The organism is Streptomyces sp. NBC_00252 (genome assembly GCF_036187565.1).
Classification (GTDB): Bacteria; Actinomycetota; Actinomycetes; order Streptomycetales; family Streptomycetaceae; genus Streptomyces.
In genome coordinates this window covers 2,038,057-2,058,003 of the sequence record NZ_CP108087.1, presented here as the reverse complement: position 1 = coordinate 2,058,003, position 19,947 = coordinate 2,038,057, and the positions used below count along the sequence as shown (strand labels likewise).

At 69.3% G+C, this 19,947-nt stretch carries 16 protein-coding genes; 8 read left to right on the top strand and 8 right to left on the bottom strand.

Features of this window, described 5'->3' with window-relative positions:
* Positions 1-22 precede the first annotated feature (22 nt).
* The 3 genes from OHT77_RS08930 to OHT77_RS08920 form a co-directional block, all read right to left on the bottom strand.
* The gene (locus OHT77_RS08930; protein ID WP_328827562.1) at positions 23-838 is read right to left on the bottom strand and encodes an SAM-dependent methyltransferase; all 816 of its coding nucleotides are present in this window, start codon (positions 836-838) and stop codon (positions 23-25) included.
* 47 nt (positions 839-885) lie between these two features.
* On the bottom strand, positions 886-1,749 hold the full coding sequence (locus OHT77_RS08925) for a helix-turn-helix domain-containing protein (protein WP_328827560.1): 864 nt from the start codon (positions 1,747-1,749) through the stop codon (positions 886-888).
* Between the two features lie 86 nt (positions 1,750-1,835).
* Positions 1,836-2,669, bottom strand: a complete 834-nt coding sequence (locus tag OHT77_RS08920) for a helix-turn-helix domain-containing protein (protein ID WP_328827559.1) — start codon at positions 2,667-2,669, stop codon at positions 1,836-1,838.
* A gap of 93 nt (positions 2,670-2,762) precedes the next feature.
* Between OHT77_RS08920 and OHT77_RS08915 the strand changes: the two genes are divergently transcribed.
* The 3 genes from OHT77_RS08915 (at position 2,763) to OHT77_RS08905 (ending at position 5,000) form a co-directional block, all read left to right on the top strand.
* Positions 2,763-3,791 (top strand): ADP-ribosylglycohydrolase family protein, encoded by a 1,029-nt coding sequence (locus tag OHT77_RS08915; RefSeq protein ID WP_328834191.1) that lies wholly within the window; start codon positions 2,763-2,765, stop codon positions 3,789-3,791.
* 110 nt (positions 3,792-3,901) lie between these two features.
* The gene (locus OHT77_RS08910; RefSeq protein WP_328827557.1) at positions 3,902-4,207 is read left to right on the top strand and encodes a 4a-hydroxytetrahydrobiopterin dehydratase; all 306 of its coding nucleotides are present in this window, start codon (positions 3,902-3,904) and stop codon (positions 4,205-4,207) included.
* Positions 4,208-4,250: 43 nt separating this feature from the next.
* Positions 4,251-5,000, top strand: a complete 750-nt coding sequence (locus OHT77_RS08905; RefSeq protein ID WP_328827555.1) for a class I SAM-dependent methyltransferase — start codon at positions 4,251-4,253, stop codon at positions 4,998-5,000.
* Here the strand turns inward: OHT77_RS08905 and OHT77_RS08900 are convergent.
* Both OHT77_RS08900 and OHT77_RS08895 read right to left on the bottom strand, forming a co-directional pair.
* Positions 4,978-5,445 (bottom strand): hypothetical protein, encoded by a 468-nt coding sequence (locus OHT77_RS08900; protein ID WP_328827554.1) that lies wholly within the window; start codon positions 5,443-5,445, stop codon positions 4,978-4,980. The genes OHT77_RS08905 and OHT77_RS08900 overlap by 23 nt on opposite strands.
* Entirely contained in the window at positions 5,442-5,945 is a 504-nt protein-coding gene (locus OHT77_RS08895) for a hypothetical protein (RefSeq protein ID WP_328827553.1), read from the bottom strand. Before OHT77_RS08895 ends, OHT77_RS08900 begins: the two co-directional genes overlap by 4 nt.
* Before the next feature lie 40 nt (positions 5,946-5,985).
* Here OHT77_RS08895 and OHT77_RS08890 point away from each other — a divergent pair, with 40 nt between their 5' ends.
* The 3 genes from OHT77_RS08890 (at position 5,986) to OHT77_RS08880 (ending at position 9,479) form a co-directional block, all read left to right on the top strand.
* The gene (locus OHT77_RS08890) at positions 5,986-6,987 is read left to right on the top strand and encodes a helix-turn-helix transcriptional regulator (protein ID WP_328827552.1); all 1,002 of its coding nucleotides are present in this window, start codon (positions 5,986-5,988) and stop codon (positions 6,985-6,987) included.
* Between the two features lie 39 nt (positions 6,988-7,026).
* On the top strand, positions 7,027-8,925 hold the full coding sequence (locus OHT77_RS08885; RefSeq protein ID WP_328827551.1) for a rhamnogalacturonan lyase: 1,899 nt from the start codon (positions 7,027-7,029) through the stop codon (positions 8,923-8,925).
* Between the two features lie 122 nt (positions 8,926-9,047).
* Positions 9,048-9,479, top strand: coding sequence for a hypothetical protein (locus OHT77_RS08880; protein WP_328834190.1), 432 nt, complete (start codon positions 9,048-9,050; stop codon positions 9,477-9,479).
* A 68-nt stretch (positions 9,480-9,547) separates the two neighbouring features.
* Here the strand turns inward: OHT77_RS08880 and OHT77_RS08875 are convergent, their stop codons facing one another.
* Positions 9,548-12,241 (bottom strand): cellulose binding domain-containing protein, encoded by a 2,694-nt coding sequence (locus tag OHT77_RS08875; RefSeq protein WP_328827550.1) that lies wholly within the window; start codon positions 12,239-12,241, stop codon positions 9,548-9,550.
* 245 nt (positions 12,242-12,486) lie between these two features.
* Positions 12,487-15,405, bottom strand: coding sequence for a glycoside hydrolase family 48 protein (locus OHT77_RS08870; protein ID WP_328827549.1), 2,919 nt, complete (start codon positions 15,403-15,405; stop codon positions 12,487-12,489).
* Between the two features lie 277 nt (positions 15,406-15,682).
* On the opposite strand from OHT77_RS08870, the gene OHT77_RS08865 reads away from it, so the two are divergent.
* Together OHT77_RS08865 and OHT77_RS08860 are read left to right on the top strand one after the other, a co-directional pair.
* Positions 15,683-17,164, top strand: coding sequence for a cellulase family glycosylhydrolase (locus OHT77_RS08865; RefSeq protein WP_328827547.1), 1,482 nt, complete (start codon positions 15,683-15,685; stop codon positions 17,162-17,164).
* A gap of 82 nt (positions 17,165-17,246) precedes the next feature.
* Positions 17,247-18,962, top strand: a complete 1,716-nt coding sequence (locus OHT77_RS08860) for a glycoside hydrolase family 6 protein (protein ID WP_328827546.1) — start codon at positions 17,247-17,249, stop codon at positions 18,960-18,962.
* A 99-nt stretch (positions 18,963-19,061) separates the two neighbouring features.
* On the opposite strand, the gene OHT77_RS08855 is transcribed toward OHT77_RS08860, so the two are convergent.
* On the bottom strand, positions 19,062-19,838 hold the full coding sequence (locus OHT77_RS08855; RefSeq protein WP_328827545.1) for a phytanoyl-CoA dioxygenase family protein: 777 nt from the start codon (positions 19,836-19,838) through the stop codon (positions 19,062-19,064).
* Positions 19,839-19,947 lie beyond the last annotated feature (109 nt).

The following is a 19,947-nucleotide window of genomic DNA, read 5'->3' as shown; positions in this document are numbered from 1 at the left end:
CTGTTCACAGCGCCCGTACGGGTCAGGGTTTGCGGGCGACCGCGCCGTAGACCGGGACGATGCCCTCCGCCTGGGCCGTCACGTCCTCCGGTGCCGGGCGCCAGCCGTAGACCGCGATGACCCCTGGGCCGAGCAGGTCCAGACCGTCGAAGAAGCGGGAGAACTCGGCCAGCGTGCGCGGGTAGAAGGGGGTGCCGCCGCGCCGGAAGTGCTCGGCGGCCTTCGCGATCGCGGCGGGGCTGAGGTCGGGGGTGACCTGCGACATCACCAGATAGCTGCCCGGGGCGAGCACGTCGACGTACCGCTCGATCAGGCCGTACACGTCGTCGCCGTCGGGCTCCGCGCCCAGGTAGTGGGTGAGCGCGACCAGCGACAGCGCGACCGGCTGGGTGAAGTCGAGGGTCTCGCCGGCCAGCCGCAGGATCGTGTCGGGGTCACGGACATCGGCGTGCACGTACTCCGTGCCGCCCTCGGCCGAACCGCGCAGCAGCGCCTCCGCGTGCCGCAGCACGATCGGGTCGTTGTCCGCGTACACGACCCTCGCGTCCGGGGCGACGCCCTGCGCCACCTGGTGGAGGTTCGGCTCGGTGGGTATGCCGGTGCCGATGTCGAGGAACTGGCGGATCCCGGCCTCGGCCGCGGTCCGGGTCGCCCGGTGCATGAACCGGCGGTTGGCCCGCGCCCCGCGCACCGCCGTGTCGTCCGCCGCGAGGATCCGGCGGGCCAGCTCCTCGTCCACCGGGTAGTTGTCCTTGCCGCCGAGCCACCAGTCGTACACCCGCGCCGGATGCGGTCTGCTGGTGTCGATCCGGGTGTGCGCGGCGTCGGATCCGGTCATGCGGTCTCGTCTCCTCGGGAGTTCGCCTGAAGGTGCCCGGGACGTGCTCAGAAGGTCTCGCGGTAGTCCCGCAGGATCTTCTTGGTGCGCTGTGCGGACGCGGCGTGCGCCGTCATGTGGTCGAGGACCTCCAGATGCGTGGAGACCTCCGTGCGGGAGTCCAGGTACAGGGCGCCGGTCAGGTACTCCGTGAACACCATGTCGGGCAGCTCCGGTTCGGTGAAACGGAACAGCGAGAAGGGCGCGTACGTCCCCGGGTGCGGGCCGTTGTCGAACTCCGCGACCTGGAGCGTGACCCGGTCCCGCTCCGCGAACTCCAGGAGTTTGTCGAGCTGTTCGCGCATGACCTCACCGCGGATGCTCACCGGCCGCCGCAGCACGGTCTCGTCCATGATGACCCACAGGTGCGGCGGACTGTCCCGTTCCAACAGCCCCTGCCGGGCCATCCGCAGGGACACGTGCCGCTCGATCGTCTCCGGCCCGGTCTGCCCGATCGTCCCGGCCTCCAGGACGGCGCGCGCGTACTCCTCGGTCTGCAACAGGCCCGGCACGAAGTGCGGTTCGTACGAACGGATCAGCCCGGCCGCGCCCTCCAGACTCACGTACAGGCTGAACCACTCGGGCAGCACGTCGTGGAACCGCTGCCACCAACCTGGCTGGTTCGCCTCCTCGGTGAGCGCGACGAACGCGTCCGCCTCCTCCTCGGCGACCCCGTACGTGGTCAACAGGACCTGGACGTACGGCACTTTGAGCGCGACCTCGGCCATCTCCATCCGCCGTACGGTCGCCGGAGCCACCCGCAGGACCTGCGCGGCCTCCTCGCGCTTGATGCCGGCCGCCTCACGCAACTCCTGCAGCCTTCTGCCCAGCACCACTTGGCCCACGGTGGGCGCAGGCCGTCGTTCACTCACAGCCACGCCTCCCCATACGCGCCGAAGTCTGGGGGCAGTGTGCCATGTTCCGGCCACTCTCTCAGCGGTTCGGAGGTGATCATTCGTCAGCCCCCCAACGAGTGCAGGTACTTGGCGGTCGCCGGATCGGCCGGCAGGAACGTCTCGATCGCCAGCTCCGAGACCGTCACGTCCATCGGGGTGTTGAACGTGGAGATCGAGGAGACGAACGACAGCACCCGACCGTCGTGCTCGATCCGCATCGGCAGCGCGAAGTACGGTACGGAGTCGGCCGGTTGCTCTCCGTCGTCGACCGCCTCGGGCGCCGGGTACGCGGCGACCTCCTCGTACAGCGCCCGCAGCGGCTCGGACCGGTGCAGGGCGATCTGCCGCTCCATCTGCGTGAGGAGATGCCCGCGCCATTCACCCAGATTGCGGATGCGCGGCGCTATGCCCTCGGGGTGCAGCGTCAACCGCATCGCGTTGAGCGGCGGTTGGAGGAGCGACTCCGGTACGCCGTCCAGAAGCATCGTGATGCCCCGGTTCGCCGCGACCACGGTGTACGTGGCGTCGACCACCAGCGCCGGATACGGCTCGTAGCCCTGGATCAGCCGCTCCAGACCCTCGCGCAACGCGCCCAACGCCGGGTCGTCCAACGGGGTCTCCGGATAGCGCGGGGCGTAACCGGCCGCCAGCAGCAGGGAGTTGCGCTCCCGCACCGGCACGTCCAGGTGCTCGGCGAGGCGCAGCACCATCTCCTCGCTCGGCCGGGACCGCCCCGTCTCGACGAAGCTGATGTGCCGCGCCGAGGAGTCGGCCCGCAGCGCCAGCTCCAGCTGACTGACCCGCCGCCGCTCCCGCCAGGCACGCAGCAACGGGCCGACGCCCTGGCCGGCCGGGGTGGCGGCAGCGCTGTCGGTGCCGGTCGAGACAATGGTCATACGCATGACGGTAGTCGAAGGAGCGCGCAGGTGAACGAGGCGAGGAACCCGTACGAGCAGGCCAGGAGGGACTCCGGCGGGGAGGCCACCGCGATGTACCGGTCCAGAGTCCGCGGCTGCCTCCTCGGCGGCGCGGTCGGCGACGCCCTCGGCTACCCGATCGAGTTCACCTCCCTGGACCGCATCCGCGCGACCCACGGACCGCGCGGGGTGACGGGCTACCCGCCCGGCGGCCCCGGCGCCGTAGGCCTGATCAGCGACGACACCCAGATGACCCTGTTCACCGTCGAGGCCCTCATCACGGCCCACGCGCGCGAACGGGAGAAGGGCATCGGCGGCGCCTGGTCCATCCTCCTGCGGGAGGCCTACGAGCGGTGGCTGGAGACCCAGTCCCGGCCCGCACCGGCCGACAGCGCCACGACCGGCCTGCTCGCCGAGCCCTGGCTCTACGACCGCCGCGCCCCCGGAAACGCCTGCCTGTCCGGGGTGGCCCAGAAGTACGCGCCCGACCCGTGGACCCCCGTCGACGGCAGCCCCGGCCCCGTCAACCCCGACTCCAAGGGCTGCGGCACGGTGATGCGCTCGGCCCCCTTCGGCCTGCTCAACACCCCCGACGGCGCCTTCGCCATGGCGGCCCGCGGCGCCCAGATCACCCACGGCCACCCCACCGGCTACTACGCGGCGGGCGCCCTCGCCGCCATCGTCGCGCACCTCGTCGCGGGGGAGTCCCTGGAAGGCGCGACCCTGCGCGCGCTACGACTCCTGGAGCGCCACCCCGGCCACCAGGAGACGTCGACCGCCCTGCGCGTGGCGCTCGACCTGGCCGCGGAGGGCTCGCCCACCGCCGAGAAGGTCGAGTCCCTCGGCGCGGGCTGGGTCGCCGAGGAGGCCCTCGCGATCGGCGTCTACAGCGCGCTCGCGGCGAGCGACGTCAAGGCCGCGCTGCTCCTCGCCGTCAACCACTCGGGCGACAGCGACTCCACCGGCTCCATCTGCGGCAACCTCCTCGGCACCCGCTACGGCGACCACGGCCTCCCGCACACCTGGGTGCGGGGTGTCGAGGGCCGCGCCACGATCGCCGCCCTCGCCGACGACCTCGCCGCGGAGTGCGTACCGGGCTGACCTCCGGGCACCCGTCCGACCAGGGAAGCGAGCCCGCCCGGGACGCGCCGCCTGTGCCACGCTGAAGTGCAGACCCACCCGAAGCCCCAGCTTGAGGAAGGAGTGCGGCCATGCCCGTCGCACCGCTGTCGCAGAAGGAGATCGAGGGCCGCCTCGCGGACCTCCCGGGCTGGTCCGTCGACACCGACCGCCTCACCCGCACCTACCGCCTCGCCTCGCACTTCGCGGCCACCGCGATGGTCGTCCACATCGCCCAGGTCCAGGAGGAACTGGACCACCACTCCGACCTCACCCTCGGCTACAACACCGTCTCCCTCACGGTGAACACCCACAGCGTGGGCGGCGCGATCACCGAGCTGGACTTCCAACTCGCCCGCAGAGTCGAGGACTTGGCTCCGGGACACGGCGCGAGCTGACCGGCGGGCCCGACCACGACAGCGAAGGCCAGGAAGGAGAGGCGTGCTCGACTACGACAAGGAAGCCGACGCCTACGACGAGACCCGCGGCGGTGAGCCCCGCGCCGCCGCGGCCGCGGAGGCCGTACTCGGCCTGGTCCCGCGCAACGCCGGACGCCTCTTGGACGTGGCCTGCGGCACGGGCATCGTCACCCGCCGCCTGGCTGCGGCCCGCCCCGGCCTGCAGGTGACGGGCCTTGACGCCGCCCCCGCCATGACCCGCACGGCGGCGGCACGATTACCCGGCGCGATCCTCCTCGCGGACAGCCGCCAACTCCCTTTCCCCGACGAGGTGTTCGACGCGGTGACGACCGTGTGGCTGCTGCATCTGGCGGAGGGTCCGGCGGACGTCAGGGCGATCATCGCGGAGTGCGCGCGGGTCCTCCGCCCCGGCGGTGTGTACGTCACCACGGTCGACAAGGCCGCCGCCCACGACGTCGGCAGCGACATCGACGATCTCCTCGCACCCCGCCCGCGCCGCCCGGCCCAGGACCGCCCCGACCACGTCCGCACCTACGCCGCCGAGCACGGCCTCCACCTCGCCGGCACCGCCCGCTTCCGGGGCCACGGCCAGGGCCGCAGCCCCCGCAGCACCGTCGCGGATCTCCGGCGCGGCTGGTTCACGATGCTCCCGCCCGGCGAACCGCTCACCGAACGGTTCGCCGCCCGGCTGGAGTCGTTGCCGGACCAGGAACGGCCGCGCCCGGACCCGGAGTTCACGGTCCTGGCCTTCAGGAAGCAGACGGACGGGTGAAGTCCATCGTCCAGTTGGTCACCCAGCTCGCCCCGTCGTCCACCGAGAACGCCTGCTCCCAGCGCGCGCCGCTCACGGAGACCCCCGACCACACGAACCGCACCCGCACGTCCTTGCCGTCGTGCGTGTCGTCGCCGTAGAACTCGCCCCGGCCGCCTGTGAAGTGCCCGGTCACCGGCGGGAACAGCTTTCCGGTGCCGCTCGACGACCAGTTCAGGGACCACTGTGCGGTCTCCCGGTCGAAGAGCCGCAGGGTCAGGCCCTTCGAGCCCAGGTACGGCATGTCGATCTCGTCGACGTTCGCGGCGCCGTCGAAGAAAGGGAAGCAACGGCTCGTGCCCTCGAACTCCACCCAGCCGCCGGCGGGTTGGAGGAAGTCGGTGAGCCGACGGTTCGCGACCGTCCAGTCGCCGTGGAGGAAGTCGAAGTCGTGCGGGCTGCTCATGAACGGTCTCCGGTGGTTCCGGCGGGCAGGGAGTCGGCCAAGTAGGCGTCCAGGTCGGGGACTTCGGGCGCGAGCAAGTGCCGTACCCAGGCGTCCCGTTCGTGCAGGATCGGCGGCAGCTCCCAGACGCAGCCGATCCACGGCAGGTCCGGCCGGATGAAGTGCGTGGGGTCGCGGTCGGGGCACCCGAGCACCGGCTGGCCCGCCGACGCGCCCCGGAAGTGCAGGACGTTGTCCCACACCCAGCTGTACGCGTTCAGATAGGCGCCGTCGTCACCGCCCCGGTGCAGCACGACGAACGTCGCCGGGGGAGTGCCGTCCCCCGAAGGTCCGTCGCCGGGGCGCGGCGCCGGCAGCAGTTCCGGCAGGATCGCGTACGCGGCCTCCTGCACCTCGGGTGCGATCCCGGCCGGGTCGGCGGTGACGTGGTAGCGCTTGATGTACCGCCCGGCCACCTCGATCGGCGGTGGCACGGTCAGCAGTTTCTCCGTGAAGGGCATGGGCGGGACGCTAAGACCGCTTCACTGACATCCTGTGTCAGTGAAGTCCAGCCGACTCGTCTCGATCCTCCTGCTGCTCCAGACCCGCGGCCGGATGACCGCCGCCCAGCTCGCCGAGGCCCTGGAGGTCTCCGTCCGCACGGTCTACCGGGACGTCGAGGCACTGGGCGCGGCGGGCGTCCCGCTCTACGGCGACGCGGGGCACGCCGGGGGCTACCGCCTCCTCGACGGCTACCGCACCCGCCTCACCGGCCTCACCACGGACGAGGCCGAGGCCCTGTTCCTCGCGGGCGCGCCGGGGCCGGCCGCCGAGCTGGGCCTCGGCCCGGTGCTCGCCGCCGCCCAGCTGAAGGTGCGGGCGGCGCTGCCCGCCGAACTGCGCGAGCACGTCGACCGGATCAGCGGGCGGTTCCATCTGGACGCGCCGGGGTGGTACGCGGATGCCGACCAGACACCGTTCCTGCATACAGTCGCCGACGCCGTATGGAACAACCGTGTGCTGTATGCCATGTACCGGCGCTGGCGCGAACCGACCGACGTGCGGCGCCGGTTGGAGCCGTACGGGCTCGTGCTGAAGGCGGGCCGCTGGTATGTCGTCGCCGGACCGGGGCCGCGTACCTTCCGGGTCGACCAGATCCTCGAACTCACCACCGCCGACCCCACCATCGCCGACCCCACCTCCACCGGCGCCGCCGACACCGTTGAGGAGTTCGTCCGCCCGGAGGACTTCGACCTGGCCGCGTACTGGACGGCTCACCAACGGGACTTCCACGACCGCCTGTACCGGGGCGAGGCCGTGGTCCGGCTGGCACCCGGGGCGACCCTGGCCAGGGCGGTGCCCGTCAACGGCCGCCCAGAGTCGGACGGTTGGACGCTGATGTCGGTGCCGATCGAGTCGGTCGAGCACGCGCACGGCGAGTTCCTGCGGCTGGGCACGGAGATCGAGGTCCTGGCACCGCCCGAGCTGCGCGACCGGATCGCCCGCACGGTGGCCCAACTGGCCGAAAGGTACGGCAACTTGCTCACCGACGGCGGCGACTGAGGGGACGCAACCCGTCCGTCCTCTCAGGAGGTACGCCACGTGAGCCACCCGCACCCGCACGCACACCCGCACCGACACGTCCGTGGAAGAAGGGCCGTACTCTCCGCCCTGACCACGGTCGCGGCCCTGATCGCCGCCGGACTCACCACCCTCACCACCGGCACACCCGCCGAGGCCGCCACCGCCCGCCAGGTCGAAGCCCTCGACCGGGGCGTCGTCAGCGTCCACACGGACAGCGGCAACCTGGTCAGCTGGCGCTGGCTCGGAACCGACCCCGACAACGTCTCCTTCAACGTCTACCGCGCCGGTACGAAGGTCAACTCGGCCCCGATCACCGGCTCCACGAACTATTTCCACGCCGGCGCCCCCGCCCAGGCCGACTACACGGTCCGCGCGGTCGTCGGCGGTGTGGAACAGGCCGACTCCGTCCACGCGCTCCAGTTCCGCACCGGCTACCTGGACGTGCCGATCAGCCCGCCCGCCGGGGGCACGACCCCCGACGGCGTCGCCTACACCTACGAGGCCAACGACGCCTCCGTGGGCGACCTCGACGGCGACGGCCGCCTCGACTTCGTCCTCAAGTGGCAGCCCACGAACGCCAAGGACAACTCCCAGTCCGGCTACACCGGCGACACGATCCTCGACGGGATCACCCTGGACGGCACCCGGCTGTGGCGCATCGACCTGGGCCGCAACATCCGCTCCGGCGCGCACTACACCCAGTTCCAGGTGTACGACTACGACGGCGACGGCAAGGCCGAGGTCGCCATGAAGACCGCCGACGGCACGGTCGACGGAGCGGGCACGGTCATCGGCAACTCGGCGGCGGACTACCGCAATTCGAGCGGCTACGTCCTGTCCGGCCCCGAGTACCTGACCATGTTCAACGGCTGGACCGGCAAGGCGATGAGCACCGTCGACTACGTCCCGGCCCGCGGCACGGTCTCCTCCTGGGGCGACTCGTACGGCAACCGTGTCGACCGATTCCTCGCCGGCACCGCCTACTTGGACGGTTCCCGCCCCTCCCTGATCATGGCGCGCGGCTACTACACCCGCACCGTGATCGCCGCCTGGGACTGGCGCAACGGCGCCTTCACCCGCCGCTGGACCTTCGACACCGACTCCTCCACCAACACCGGCAAGGGCTACGACGCCCAGGGGAACCACCAGTTGGCGGTGGCGGACGTCGACGGGGACGGCAAGGACGAGATCGTCTACGGCTCGATGGCCGTCGACGACAACGGCTCCGGCCTGTGGACCACGAAGAACGGCCACGGCGACGCGATGCATGTGGGCGACCTGGACCCGTCCCGCCCGGGCCTGGAGGAGTTCAAGGTCGACGAGGACGCGTCGAAACCGTCGTCATGGATGGCCGACGCGAAGACCGGCGCGGTCATCTGGTCGACACCGGCCAACGGCGACAACGGCCGCGGTGTCTCCGGCGACATCTGGGCGGGCAGCGCGGGCGCCGAGTCGTGGTCGGCGTCGGAGAGCGGCGTCCGCAACCCGATGGGCACGGTGGTGTCGACCCGCAAGCCCTCCAGCACCAACTTCCTCTCCTGGTGGGACGGCGACCCGGTACGCGAACTCCTCGACGCCACCCACATCGACAAGTACGGCACCACCGCCGACACCCGCCTCCTGACCGCGTCCGGCGTCCACTCCAACAACAGCACCAAGGCGACCCCGACCCTCTCCGGCGACATCCTCGGCGACTGGCGCGAAGAGGCCGTCTGGCCCACCACGGCCAACACGGCCCTACGGATCTACTCGACCCCGTACGAGACACCCACCAGAATCACGACCCTGCTCCACGACACCCAGTACCGCACGGCCCTGGCCTGGCAAAACACCGCGTACAACCAGCCACCCCACCCGAGCTTCTACATCGGAGACGGGATGGCGACGGCGCCCCGGCCGACGGTGTACACGCCGTAAGCGAGGAGGAGAGCGTGTGCCGCACCCGGCGCGCGCCCAACTCTCCTTGCGAGCCAGCGGCGTGACGGGTCGGCACAGATTTTGTTCGGGCCAAATCTATGAAGTATTCCTGCGTGTCGAATATGATGTACAACATCAGTGAATGTAATGCCGCAGGGGGGATTATGTCCGGTCCGTTGTCGCAGGCCTATGCCGATGCCGAAGTCTCAGGGGGACTCACCCGCACGACTCTCGGAGCCCTTCGGGAGGAACTCGGCTACCGCAAGCTCGGGAAATGGATCCTCGAAGAGATCTCGGAGAGTCTGGCTCAGCAGAACCTGGGGTACTTCCCCCGTGAGGTGCTAGACGCCCGCTGCAACGTCGAACCACGGCAGTGGCAGGACATCTGGATCTACGTTCGCGACAACAGCACGAGGGCTCGGGTTCTCGATGCGGTCCTTGAACCCTCTAAGAACAATGTCCAGAGCATCCTGGACGGGCTTGCCGGAGGCGATCTGTCTGCGCTGACGCCAGAGGAGAAACTGAAGCGGATCAAGGAGATCGTCGACGCCTGATCCGTAGGCATCTGTGGACGGCGTGGTGGGTGCACATCAATCCGGTACGCACCCGCCACGCCGCTGCTTCAGACGACCGCGCAACTCTGATCGCCCACCTTGAACGCCCCCGGCTTCGTGTTCACCCCCGTCCAGCTCCCCGTGAACCCGAAGCCCGCCGAACTCCCCGCTGCCACCGTGGCGTTCCAGGTCACGTTCTTTGCTGTGACCGTCGCGCCCGACTGGGTGTAGTCGGCGTTCCACAGTTGGCTGATCTGCTGGCCGTCCGTGAAGGACCAGCCAAGTGACCATCCGTTCCAGGGGGTTGAGCCGGTGTTCGTGATCTGGACGTCCGCCTGGAAGCCGCCTGTCCATTGGTTCGTGATGCGGTACGTCACCGTGCAGGCGCCCGTGGGGGTCGGGGTGCCGCCGTCTCCGCCGCCCCCGGTGCCTCCGTCGCCGGCGTCGGAGGAGTCGCCGTAGATGATTCCTCGGCCGTTCGTCGAGATGTACACGCGGCCGTAGATCCTCGGGTCGCCGGTGATGGCCGCGCCCGTCCAACCCCATTGGTGCACAGGGTCGTTGATGCGGGTCCAGGTCGCGCCCTTGTCGGTCGAGCGGAAGATGCCGCGGACGCCGCCGATCTTCGCGCTGGTGAAGAGCGTCTGGTACGAGGCGCCGGTCGCCGCCTTGCCGAAGCCGATGGTGTCGGCCTGGTCGACGTTCGCGAGCCTGGTGAAGGTGGCGCCGGAGTCCGTGGAGTGCCACAGCCCGTACGCGCCGTCGCTCGCGCCGCCCGCGAGCCACACGTCGCCCTTCGTGCCGGGCAGCGCCTTGAAGCGCACGCTGTCACCGGCGGGCAGGCCCGCTGCCGCAGACGCGGTGAAGGTCGCGCCGCCGTCCGAACTGACGTAGAAATTGCCGGACTTGAAGCCGTAGAAGGTCTTCGGGTCGGCCCGGTCCGACTCGACGATCGCGCCCGCCGGAATGCCGTTCGACGCCGACCAGGACGAGCCGAAGCCCGTCGTGTACTGCACACCGGCGCCCGCAGGACTCCACACGAACCGGCTCCCGTCGGACGCCGCCGCCACGGTCCCGCCGCCGCTCACGCCCGAAGGGTCCGTCCCCGCGAACCAGTTGGCGCCGTTGTCCGTCGAGAACGCGATGTGCGCCCCCGAGTCCGCATTGCCCACGCGCACCACGGTGTTGGGGTTGCTCTCCGCGAAGTCGAGGCTCGTGGTCGTCGTGAAGTTCGGCGAAGTGAACATCATCGAGGGGACCTTGGTCAGATCCGTGTGCCGGAACCCGCCGATGTCGCCCAGGGCGCTGAGGAGTTGGGCCCCGCCGGACGGGGGAGCGGCGAGGTCGTTGACGGAGGTCTCCTCCAGCCCCCGCACCATCGGCTTCACGGTGAACTGGCCGCCGCTGTCCCAGTTCGTCAGGTTCTCCGTGCCGTAGAGCGTCGCGCCCGTCCCGTACATCATCCGGTTCGAGTCGAACGGGTCGATCTCCAGTGACTCCGTCATCCACCCCAGTTTGGGGGCCTGTTCGGGCGGCGACGGGTTCGCGCCGAAGGTCAGCCAGGGCGAGGACGACACGTCCATGGTGTAGCGGTTCGCACGGTTGGGATACGACGTGTAGTCCCACGCCTTCGTCCAGGTGCCGCCGCTGTCCGTGGAACGGAAGATCTGCGTGTCGGGCCACCACGAGCTGGACGCCGTCGCCATCACGGTCCCGGGATGCTGCCGGTCGACGGTCAGCCCGCTGAAGCCGTAATAGGTGTCGGCCTCCGCGACCGGGCTGATGTCCGTCCACGTGCCGGTCGCGGTCGCGTACCGCCACAGCTGCCCCCTGCCGCCGTCGTACGGACCGCCCTTGTCGCTGTATGCGATGTACAGATAGCCGTTGACCGCATCCAGTACACCCTTGTGCGCCAGATATCCCGTGGGCTGCCCGGCCACCCGGCTCCAGGTCGCGCCCGCGTCCGTCGACCGGTAGACGGCGTTGGCCTGGTCGGCGACACCCACGTAGATCGTTCTGGTCGCGGTGCCGGCCGTGCCCGTCGACTCGTCGAAGGTGACCCACACGATGCCCTGGTTGTCGTTGGCGTAGCCGCTCGTGTCGGTCGGATCCTGGACGTAGGTGCCGACGTCGGGGAAGTTCGTCACCTGCGACCAGGTGACCCCGGAGTCCGTGGACCGCCACAACCCCTTCCCGCTCGGCGCCCCGAGATACAGCACGCTGTCCTTGTTGGGATCGACGGCCAGCCGCTCACCCATACCGCGCCCCGGCATGTTCCCGCCGAGCTTGAACGGCAGGTCGGTCTTCTGCCAACTCCCGCCCCGGTCGGCCGATCTGAGCACCGCCCCGTTCGTCGGATCCCAGCTGTTCGTGTACGTCCCGACCGCCGCGTACACCTTGTCCGGAGCGACCGGGTCCGACGCCAGACTCACCACCCCGGTGTGCCCCCACTCGTCCCATCCGACCGAGTCGAGCAACGGCGTCCACGTCTTCGTCGACTCCTGCCAGCGATAGGCACCGCCGATGTCGGTGCGGGCGTATGCGAGGTTCTTCTCCTTCCGGTTGAACACGATGCCGGGCACGAACCCGCCACCGTCGATCCGGGCGTTGTGCCATGTGTACGTGTCGGCCGCGACGGTCACCTTCGCCGGTTTCGGGTTCGGGTCCGCGTTCGCGTTCGCGGCAAGGGCGGACGGACCACCACCCACCAACAGCCCGGCGGCCAGAGCGAGTACGGCCGTGAGAATGCGAGTTCTTCGCACGGGAGGTCCTCTCATGAAGAGGGGTTCACAACACGAGCGCCGGGCGACCCCCAGTGCGGGTGGGGGCCGCCCGGCCGGTAGGCCCCGCCGTCAGGTGACGGGGCCACGCACGCGGAACTTCGGGCACTCTCCGAGAAAGGGCACTGTCCAACGCCCCTGTCTTCCAGGGGCGTTGGGAACTGCGCGACCAGCCACAACGGACCCGCAGTCAAAGAACGACCCAACCCGCGGAGCACCCGGCGGGGCTATTCGAGAAGCTCCGCGTACGACCCCATGGCCAAGGCGACATCCGCCTGGGCCCAGAACCGGTGATACGTGAAGACCGGCGCGGCCCCACCCGCCAGATAACTCTGGATCTTCGACCAGGCCGGGTCGTTCTTGTAGAAGGACCGCAACGAGGCGAACGTGGAGGCCGAGTTGATCGCGTCCCCGTTCGGCATCGTCCCGCTGAACCCGCTCGGCACGTACACGCTGTCGTCGAACCGGTTGTAGTCCGCCCGGGTCTCCGGAACGGCGACACCCAGGCTGTCCTGGTAGTTGCCCCACATTCCGTCGAGAAGCGCCTTCGCGGTCGTCTTGGCAGCCGCGTTGCCGGACTTGGCGCCGTAGTACGTCAGGGTCTTGGCGTACGCGGCGGCCACACCGACGTCATTGGTGTAGTCGGCGACGGTGACGTGAAGTCCCGTATTGGCGCCGGGACTTGACGCGTTCCACGTGTCCGGCTGTCCCGACCACTGCAGCGTCGAGGGAATCAGGTACGTTCCGTCGGGATTGACCGTGGTCTTGGACAGTGCCCACGCGACCCACTTGTCGAGGACCGCCTTCGCGCTCGCGTTTCCCGTCTGCTGGTAGTACTCGGCGACCCGTTCCATGGACCATGCCTGGAAGCCGAACCACTGGTTGGACGGCGGGTCGTGGTAGACGGGCTGCGGGTCGTAGTACATGCCGTAGAACGTCGACGTCCCGGTCGGCGGAGTCGCGTACCGGCCCTGCCAACTGTTCGTCGCCCCACCGGCGATGGCGCCCTCGCTCGACTGCAGCCAGCGGTAGAACTCCAGCTGCCGCGACAGCGAGGTGCTCCAATCCGCCGCACCCGTCGCCGACTTGGGCTTCAGGTCCGCGTACGAGCTCAACGCGTAGGCGGCCAGCGGGTTCTGGTAACCCCCGTGCACATGGCTGGACCCGATGCGCCAGGCCCAACCCGCACTGGTGTCATTGGCGCCGCCCCATGCGTAGTACCAGGACAGCAGGTAGTCCGAGGCGTCCTTGCCGGTCCCGGCCGGGCAGGTCGAGGGTCCGACGCAGTTGCCGATTTTCTTGAAGTACTTGTCGTACATGGCGTACCGGAGATAGTCGCCCATCTTCGCCGCCTTGCCGACGGTCGCGGAGACGTCGGAGCCCTTGCCCTGCTCCTTGGCCCACACATCGGCCCAGTACGCGGCCTGCACGGCCCGCGCGTCGGCGTCGGGAGCGTCGGTGTACTTCCACTGCTTGGCGTACGAGGAGTCACCCGTGAACAGGTCCAAGTACCCGTTCTTTCCGCCGTACTTGAAGGCGTCGCAGGTCGGCTGCGGCACCGTCTCCCACACCGACTCCTGCGCTCCGCGCTGGAAGGTGTTGATGTACGACGGCCCGCTCGCCGTCGGCCCCGCCTCGCACCCGCCGCCCGGCGTGTCGCCGTAGCCGTAGGTGTTGTCGACGTCCTCCAGCCAGTGCATACCGTAGACGTCGTCCGTACCGTATGCGGTCTTCAGTTCACCGGCGATGGGATCCGATCCCACCGGCACCGAGGGGTCGAGCTTCGCCGGATACTCGTTCGGAGTGTCCAGCTCGGGCGCGTAGGTCGCGGGTTTCGAGGCGTTGTAGAAGGAGTTGGTCGGCTGGTCGGCGTGGGTGGGGATCATGTATTTCTCCATGAGGGCCCAGGCGCCGTTGAACTTCGACCAGTCGCCCGTCACCTTGCCGTACATCGCCTGCAGCCACAGCAGATAGCTGTAGGCCTCCGACGTGGTCTCGTGCCCCTGGTCGGGAGCCTCGACGATCAGGGTCTCCACCGAGTGGTAGGGGATGCCCTGGGGTGAGAAGTAGCCGTTCGCCGGGTTGGTGATCCTGCCGTACAGGTCCAGGAAGCGCGCGTCGTACGCGTTCGCCGCCGCCAGCTCCGTCACCGTGACCGTGGCCTTGGTGAACCCCGTCGCCGTCGACTCGAAGGACGCCGAACCGGTGCCCGACGCGTCCGCCGTGAGGGTCACCGTCTGCGCGGTGCTCCAGTTCGACGGCGTGAAGGTGAGCGACGCGCCGCCGGTGACCGACAGACCCGTGTTGCCACTCGCGCGAGCCGTCGTCACCGTCACGTTCGACGCCGGCTGCGAGGACAACGACACCGCGTAGGTGCCCGTCTTGCCCTGCTGGACGCCGAGTTGGGCCGGTGAGGCCACCACCGCGGGCCCCGACGTCACCGTGATGCCGACCGGGGTCGACTCCCCGGACGCGCCGAGACTGTCGTAGGCCTTCGCCACCAGCGAATGACTGCCCACGGTCAAACCGGAGGCCGAAAAAGTGTACGGCGAGGTCGTGTCCGTGCCGAGCAGCGTGGTGTCGTCGTAGAACTCCACCTTGCTGATCGTCGCGTTGTCGGCCGCCGCAGCGGTCGCCGCGAGCGGGACCGCGGCCCCCTGTGTGTAGATCGCGCCCGCGTTCGGGCTGGTCAGCACCGTGATCGGCGGCTGGTGCGCGCCGGCGCAGGTGGTGCCGTTGACCGCGAACGAGGTGGGCGCGGTGTTGGTGCCGCTGTAGCTGAACTGCGCGCCGGTCGAGACGGCGGCGCCCGCGGCGATCGTCCCGTTGTACGACGCGTTCGTCACCGAGACCGTGGAGCCGGACTGGGACCAGGTGCCGTTCCAGCCGTTGCTGAGCTTCTGGTTGCCGGTGTAGCCGTACGTCAGGGTCCAGCCGTTGATCGCGTCCGTACCCCGGTTGGTGAGGGTCAGATCCGCGGTGAAGCCGGAGCCCCAGTCATTGGCCTTGTAGTCCACGCTGCACTGAACTGTCGCCGCCTGAGCGGGAGTTGTACCGGTCGCGAGCAGCGACAACGGAAGGGCGAGAGCCGCCACGACGGCGGTCCAGAGTCTCCGCGTGACGCGGCGTCTCCTTCTGGGGTGCATGTGCTGGTTCCTCCTTGCGGCTCGGAGAAGTGGGGGCGGAGCAGCAACAAGCCTTGAACCAGTGGGAGCGCTCCCATAGTGGGGACGGGGGTGTGGGCGGTCAAGGTGCTTACAGAGTCGAAAAGATTCGACGACCGCGGGTTGGGGGAAAGTCAGCGAAAGTCTGTGACTCCCCTGTCCTTTACCGTCACTTGGCGCTACCTTCCTGGACACCAGTGGGAGCGATTCCGTCAGTCGACGCGTCCTTGCGACGCGCCCGAGCTGCAAGGAGTCGCTCATGCGACACCCCCCGCGTTCAGTACTTTTAGCCGTGGCCGGCGCGACCGCCCTTGTCGGGGCATTGGTCGTTCCGGTGGTCACGGCGTCCGGCGCCACTCCCGCGTGCACGGTGGAGTACTCGGTCACCAGCCAGTGGGACTCCGGATTCCAAGGTGCAGTGCAGATCACCAACAACAGGGCACCGGTGAGCAGTTGGAGCCTGAGCTTCGACTTCGCCGGCGGCCAGAAAGTCACCCAGGGCTGGAACGCCAAGTGGTCCCAGTCCGGCACGACGGTCACCGCGACCAACGAGAGCTGGAACGGCGCCCTCGGCACCGGCGCGAGCGTCAGCGCCGGGTTCCTCGCCAACTGGGCGGGGAGCAACGCCGTACCGACCGCGTTCAAGCTCAACGGCACGGCCTGCAACGTCGATGCGGAGCCGACGCCGCCCACGTCGCCGCCTCCGACCTCACCACCGGCCGACGGCACCGTGCCCGCGCTGCACGTCGCCGGGAACAAGCTCGTGGACGCCGACGGCACCAACCGCCGTCTGCTCGGCGTCAATCGCTCCGGCGGCGAGTTCATGTGCGTGCAGGGCTACGGCATCTGGGACGGCCCGGTGGACGACGCGGCCGTCGCGGCGATCGCCGACTGGAAGGCGAACACGGTCCGCATTCCGCTCAACGAGGAGTGCTGGCTGGGGCTTTCGAACATCAAGCCCGAGTACGGGGGCGCCAACTACATCGCCGCCGTCAAGGACCTGGTGGCGAAGGTCGAGGCACACGGCATGACCCCGATCGTCGAACTGCACTGGACCTACGGCCAGTACACCGGCAACTCGGCGGGCTGCTCCGACGTGCACGCCACCTGCCAGAAGCCGATGCCGGACGCGCAGTACACGCCGTCGTTCTGGTCCTCGGTCGCGAGCACCTTCAAGGGCGACCAGGCCGTCGCGTTCGACCTGTTCAACGAGCCCTACCCGGACCGCGCGACCTCCACGACCACCCAGGCGTGGCAGTGCTGGCGCGACGGCGGGACCTGCCCCGGCATCGGGTACGAGGTCGCCGGTATGCAGGATCTCGTCGACGCCGTACGGTCCACCGGCGCCACCAACGTGATCATGGCCGGCGGGCTCGCGTACTCGAACGACCTCAGCCAGTGGCTGGCCTACAAACCCACTGACCCGACCGGCAATCTCGTCGCCGCGTACCACGTGTACAACTTCAACACCTGCGCGACCGAGAGCTGCTGGAACACCACACTCGCCCCCGTCGCGGCCCAAGTGCCGCTGGTGGCAGGGGAGATCGGCGAGAACACCTGCTCGCACGCCTTCGTCGACCAGGTCATGAAGTGGTTCGACGACCGCGGGCTCTCGTATCTCGGCTGGACCTGGAACACCTGGGACTGTTCCGCGGGTCCGTCACTGATCTCCGACTACGACGGTACGCCGACGGCGTACGGCATCGGGCTGCGCGACCACCTGCGTGCCCTCGACGGATAGGCGCCCCCGCACACAGAACAGCGCACTCCGCACAGCGCAGCACGGCACTCAACTTCCTTCACAGACAAGGAAACCCGCACTCATGAGCCGTACCAGAACAGCGTTGCTCGCTGCCTTGGTGCTCGTCGCCGGGGCCTCGGGGACGGCGGTCGCCGCCGCTCCCTCGGCGGACACCGGCATCGCCGCGATCCCCTGCAGCGTCGACTACAAGGTGCAGAGCCAGTGGGACACCGGCTTCACCGCCGCCGTCACGATCACCAACAACGGCGCCGCGAAGTCCAGTTGGGCCGCGAAGTGGTCGTACGCCGGCAACCAGAAGGTGACCAGCGGCTGGAACGCGAAGATCAGCCAGAGCGGGACCGCCGTCACGGCGGCCAACGAGACCTACAACGGGAGCCTGGCGACCGGGAGTTCGGTCAGCTTCGGCTTCAACGCCTCCTACAGCGGCACCAACGCGCTGCCGACCACGTTCACCCTCGACGGGGTGACCTGCAACGTCGACGACGGCAGCGGCGGGGGAGGGGGCGGTGGCACCACCGATCCCAGCGGGCGGGTCGACAACCCGTACGCCGGCGCCAAGGTGTACGTGAACCCGGAGTGGTCCGCGAAGGCCGCCGCCGAGCCGGGTGGCAGCCGGGTCTCCAACCAGCCCACCGGCGTCTGGCTCGACCGCATCGCCGCGATCAACGGCGTCAACGGCGGGATGGGCCTGCGTGACCACCTCGACGCGGCGCTCGCCCAGAAGGGCACCGGCGAAGAGGTCGTCCAGCTCGTCGTCTACGACCTCCCCGGGCGCGACTGCGCTGCCCTCGCCTCCAACGGTGAACTCGGCCCGACCGAGATCGGCCGCTACGAGAGCGAGTTCATCGACCCGATCGCCTCGATCCTCGCCGACAGCAAGTACGCCTCGCTGCGGATCGTCACCACGATCGAGATCGACTCGCTGCCCAACCTCGTGACCAACACCGGCAGCAAGGCCACCGCCACCCCGCAGTGCGACACGATGCTCGCCAACGGCAACTACGTGAAGGGCGTGGGCTACGCGCTGAACAAGCTCGGCGCGATCCCCAACGTCTACAACTACATCGACGCCGGACACCACGGCTGGCTCGGCTGGGACGACAACTTCGTCCCCTCCGCGAACCTCTTCTACCAGGCCGCGAACGCCGAGGGCGCGACCGTCGACGACGTGGCCGGGTTCATCACCAACACGGCCAACTACAGCGCCCTGAAGGAGAACAACTTCACCATCAACGACAGCGTCAACGGTGTCTCCGTACGCCAGTCCAAGTGGGTCGACTGGAACCGCTACGTGGACGAGCAGTCGTACGCCCAGGCATTCCGCAATGAGTTGGTGTCCGTGGGCTTCAACTCCGGTATCGGCATGCTGATCGACACGTCGCGGAACGGATGGGGTGGCTCCGCCCGTCCCGCCGGGCCGGGTGCGACCACCAGCGTGGACACGTACGTCGACGGTGGGCGGTACGACCGGCGGATCCACATCGGGAACTGGTGCAACCAGTCCGGTGCGGGGCTGGGTGAGCGGCCGAAGGCCGCTCCTGCCGCCGGGATCGACGCGTATGTGTGGATGAAGCCGCCGGGGGAGTCGGACGGGTCCAGTACTGCCATCGCCAATGACGAGGGCAAGGGGTTCGACCGGATGTGCGACCCGACGTACACGGGGAATGCGCGTAACGGGAACAGCCTGTCCGGGGCGTTGCCGAATGCGCCGTTGTCCGGGCACTGGTTCTCGGCTCAGTTTCAGCAGCTGATGGCGAATGCGTATCCGCCGCTGTAGGTCTGTTCTTGGCTGACGGCCGGTGGGGGCTGGTCGAGCCCCGCGACGGTGGCCGCATACAGGCACAGCCCCGCGCCCCTGAAAGCAGGGGCGCGGGGGTCAGGCCTTGTTCGACAGGCCCCGGCGTATTGCCGACTCCACCGGCGAATATGTGCCGCCGGGGCGGTCCAACTCGTAGGGCGCTGCCGGCATCAGGGGCGGTTGGCCCATGAAGCGGGGGCGGGTGCCGTGATGGGGCTGGGCCGCGTGGACCAGGAAGGGGTGGCAGAGGTAGACGTCGCCGGGGTTGCCGGTGGCGTGTGCGAGGGGGCGCCCGGCGGACGCCTCGGCCACCTGCGGGCCGAGTGCGAGCGACGAGGCGCCCTTCTCGCCGTACGGTGCGAGGACGCGGGGCACGTCGAGGTGGGAGCCGACCCGGATGCGCGTCGGGGCGTCCTCCTCGGTGACCTCGGAGTAGAGCATCAGCATCAGCAGCGCCCGGCCCCGCGAGACCAGATTCGCGTACGGCCACTCGTGCTCCGCGCCCTCCGCCGGATAACTGCCCTCGATGTGCCAGCCCGCGTCGTCCGGTTCCGTCGCGTGCGGGAAACGCAGCGGGAAACTGCCCACCGAGTACCGGGACTGCCACCGCCCCGGGCCCACCAGCGCGTCGAACGCCTCATGCAGCACAGGGGAGTTGACCGACGCGGCGAAGGGTCCCTGGGCCATGTCGCCCACCCACACCACGGGGTCCTTCCACGTGCCGGGGTCCTCCGCGTCGTAGCCCGTCTCCCGCCACAGCAGTCGCGCGCAGTGCTCCGCGACCCGGGGCGGGAAGGCGCCCTCGATCTTCACGAAGCCGTCCTCGAGGAAGCGTTGCGCCATCGCGTCGTCCATACGGGCATGCTCGGGGACCGGTGGCCTCCGGCGCATCCGAATTTCCGGCGCCTCTTTTTGCCGCGATTTTTTGCCGCTTCGGCAACGTCACTGGCCGCCGCGCGGTGCG

Excerpts from the sequence above, each read along its gene's own strand:
- OHT77_RS08895 (WP_328827553.1), bottom strand. The coding sequence starts at position 5,945 with ATGCCCTTCACGGAGAAACTGCTGACCGTGCCACCGCCGATCGAGGTG.
- OHT77_RS08855 (WP_328827545.1), bottom strand. The coding sequence starts at position 19,838 with ATGGACGACGCGATGGCGCAACGCTTCCTCGAGGACGGCTTCGTGAAG.
- OHT77_RS08915 (WP_328834191.1), top strand. The coding sequence starts at position 2,763 with ATGTACCGGTCCAGAGTCCGCGGCTGCCTCCTCGGCGGCGCGGTCGGC.
- OHT77_RS08910 (WP_328827557.1), top strand. The coding sequence starts at position 3,902 with ATGCCCGTCGCACCGCTGTCGCAGAAGGAGATCGAGGGCCGCCTCGCG.
- OHT77_RS08900 (WP_328827554.1), bottom strand. The coding sequence starts at position 5,445 with ATGAGCAGCCCGCACGACTTCGACTTCCTCCACGGCGACTGGACGGTC.
- OHT77_RS08865 (WP_328827547.1), top strand. The coding sequence starts at position 15,683 with ATGCGACACCCCCCGCGTTCAGTACTTTTAGCCGTGGCCGGCGCGACC.
- OHT77_RS08880 (WP_328834190.1), top strand. The coding sequence starts at position 9,048 with ATGATGTACAACATCAGTGAATGTAATGCCGCAGGGGGGATTATGTCC.
- OHT77_RS08860 (WP_328827546.1), top strand. The coding sequence starts at position 17,247 with ATGAGCCGTACCAGAACAGCGTTGCTCGCTGCCTTGGTGCTCGTCGCC.
- OHT77_RS08870 (WP_328827549.1), bottom strand. The coding sequence starts at position 15,405 with ATGCACCCCAGAAGGAGACGCCGCGTCACGCGGAGACTCTGGACCGCC.
- OHT77_RS08930 (WP_328827562.1), bottom strand. The coding sequence starts at position 838 with ATGACCGGATCCGACGCCGCGCACACCCGGATCGACACCAGCAGACCG.
- OHT77_RS08920 (WP_328827559.1), bottom strand. The coding sequence starts at position 2,669 with ATGACCATTGTCTCGACCGGCACCGACAGCGCTGCCGCCACCCCGGCC.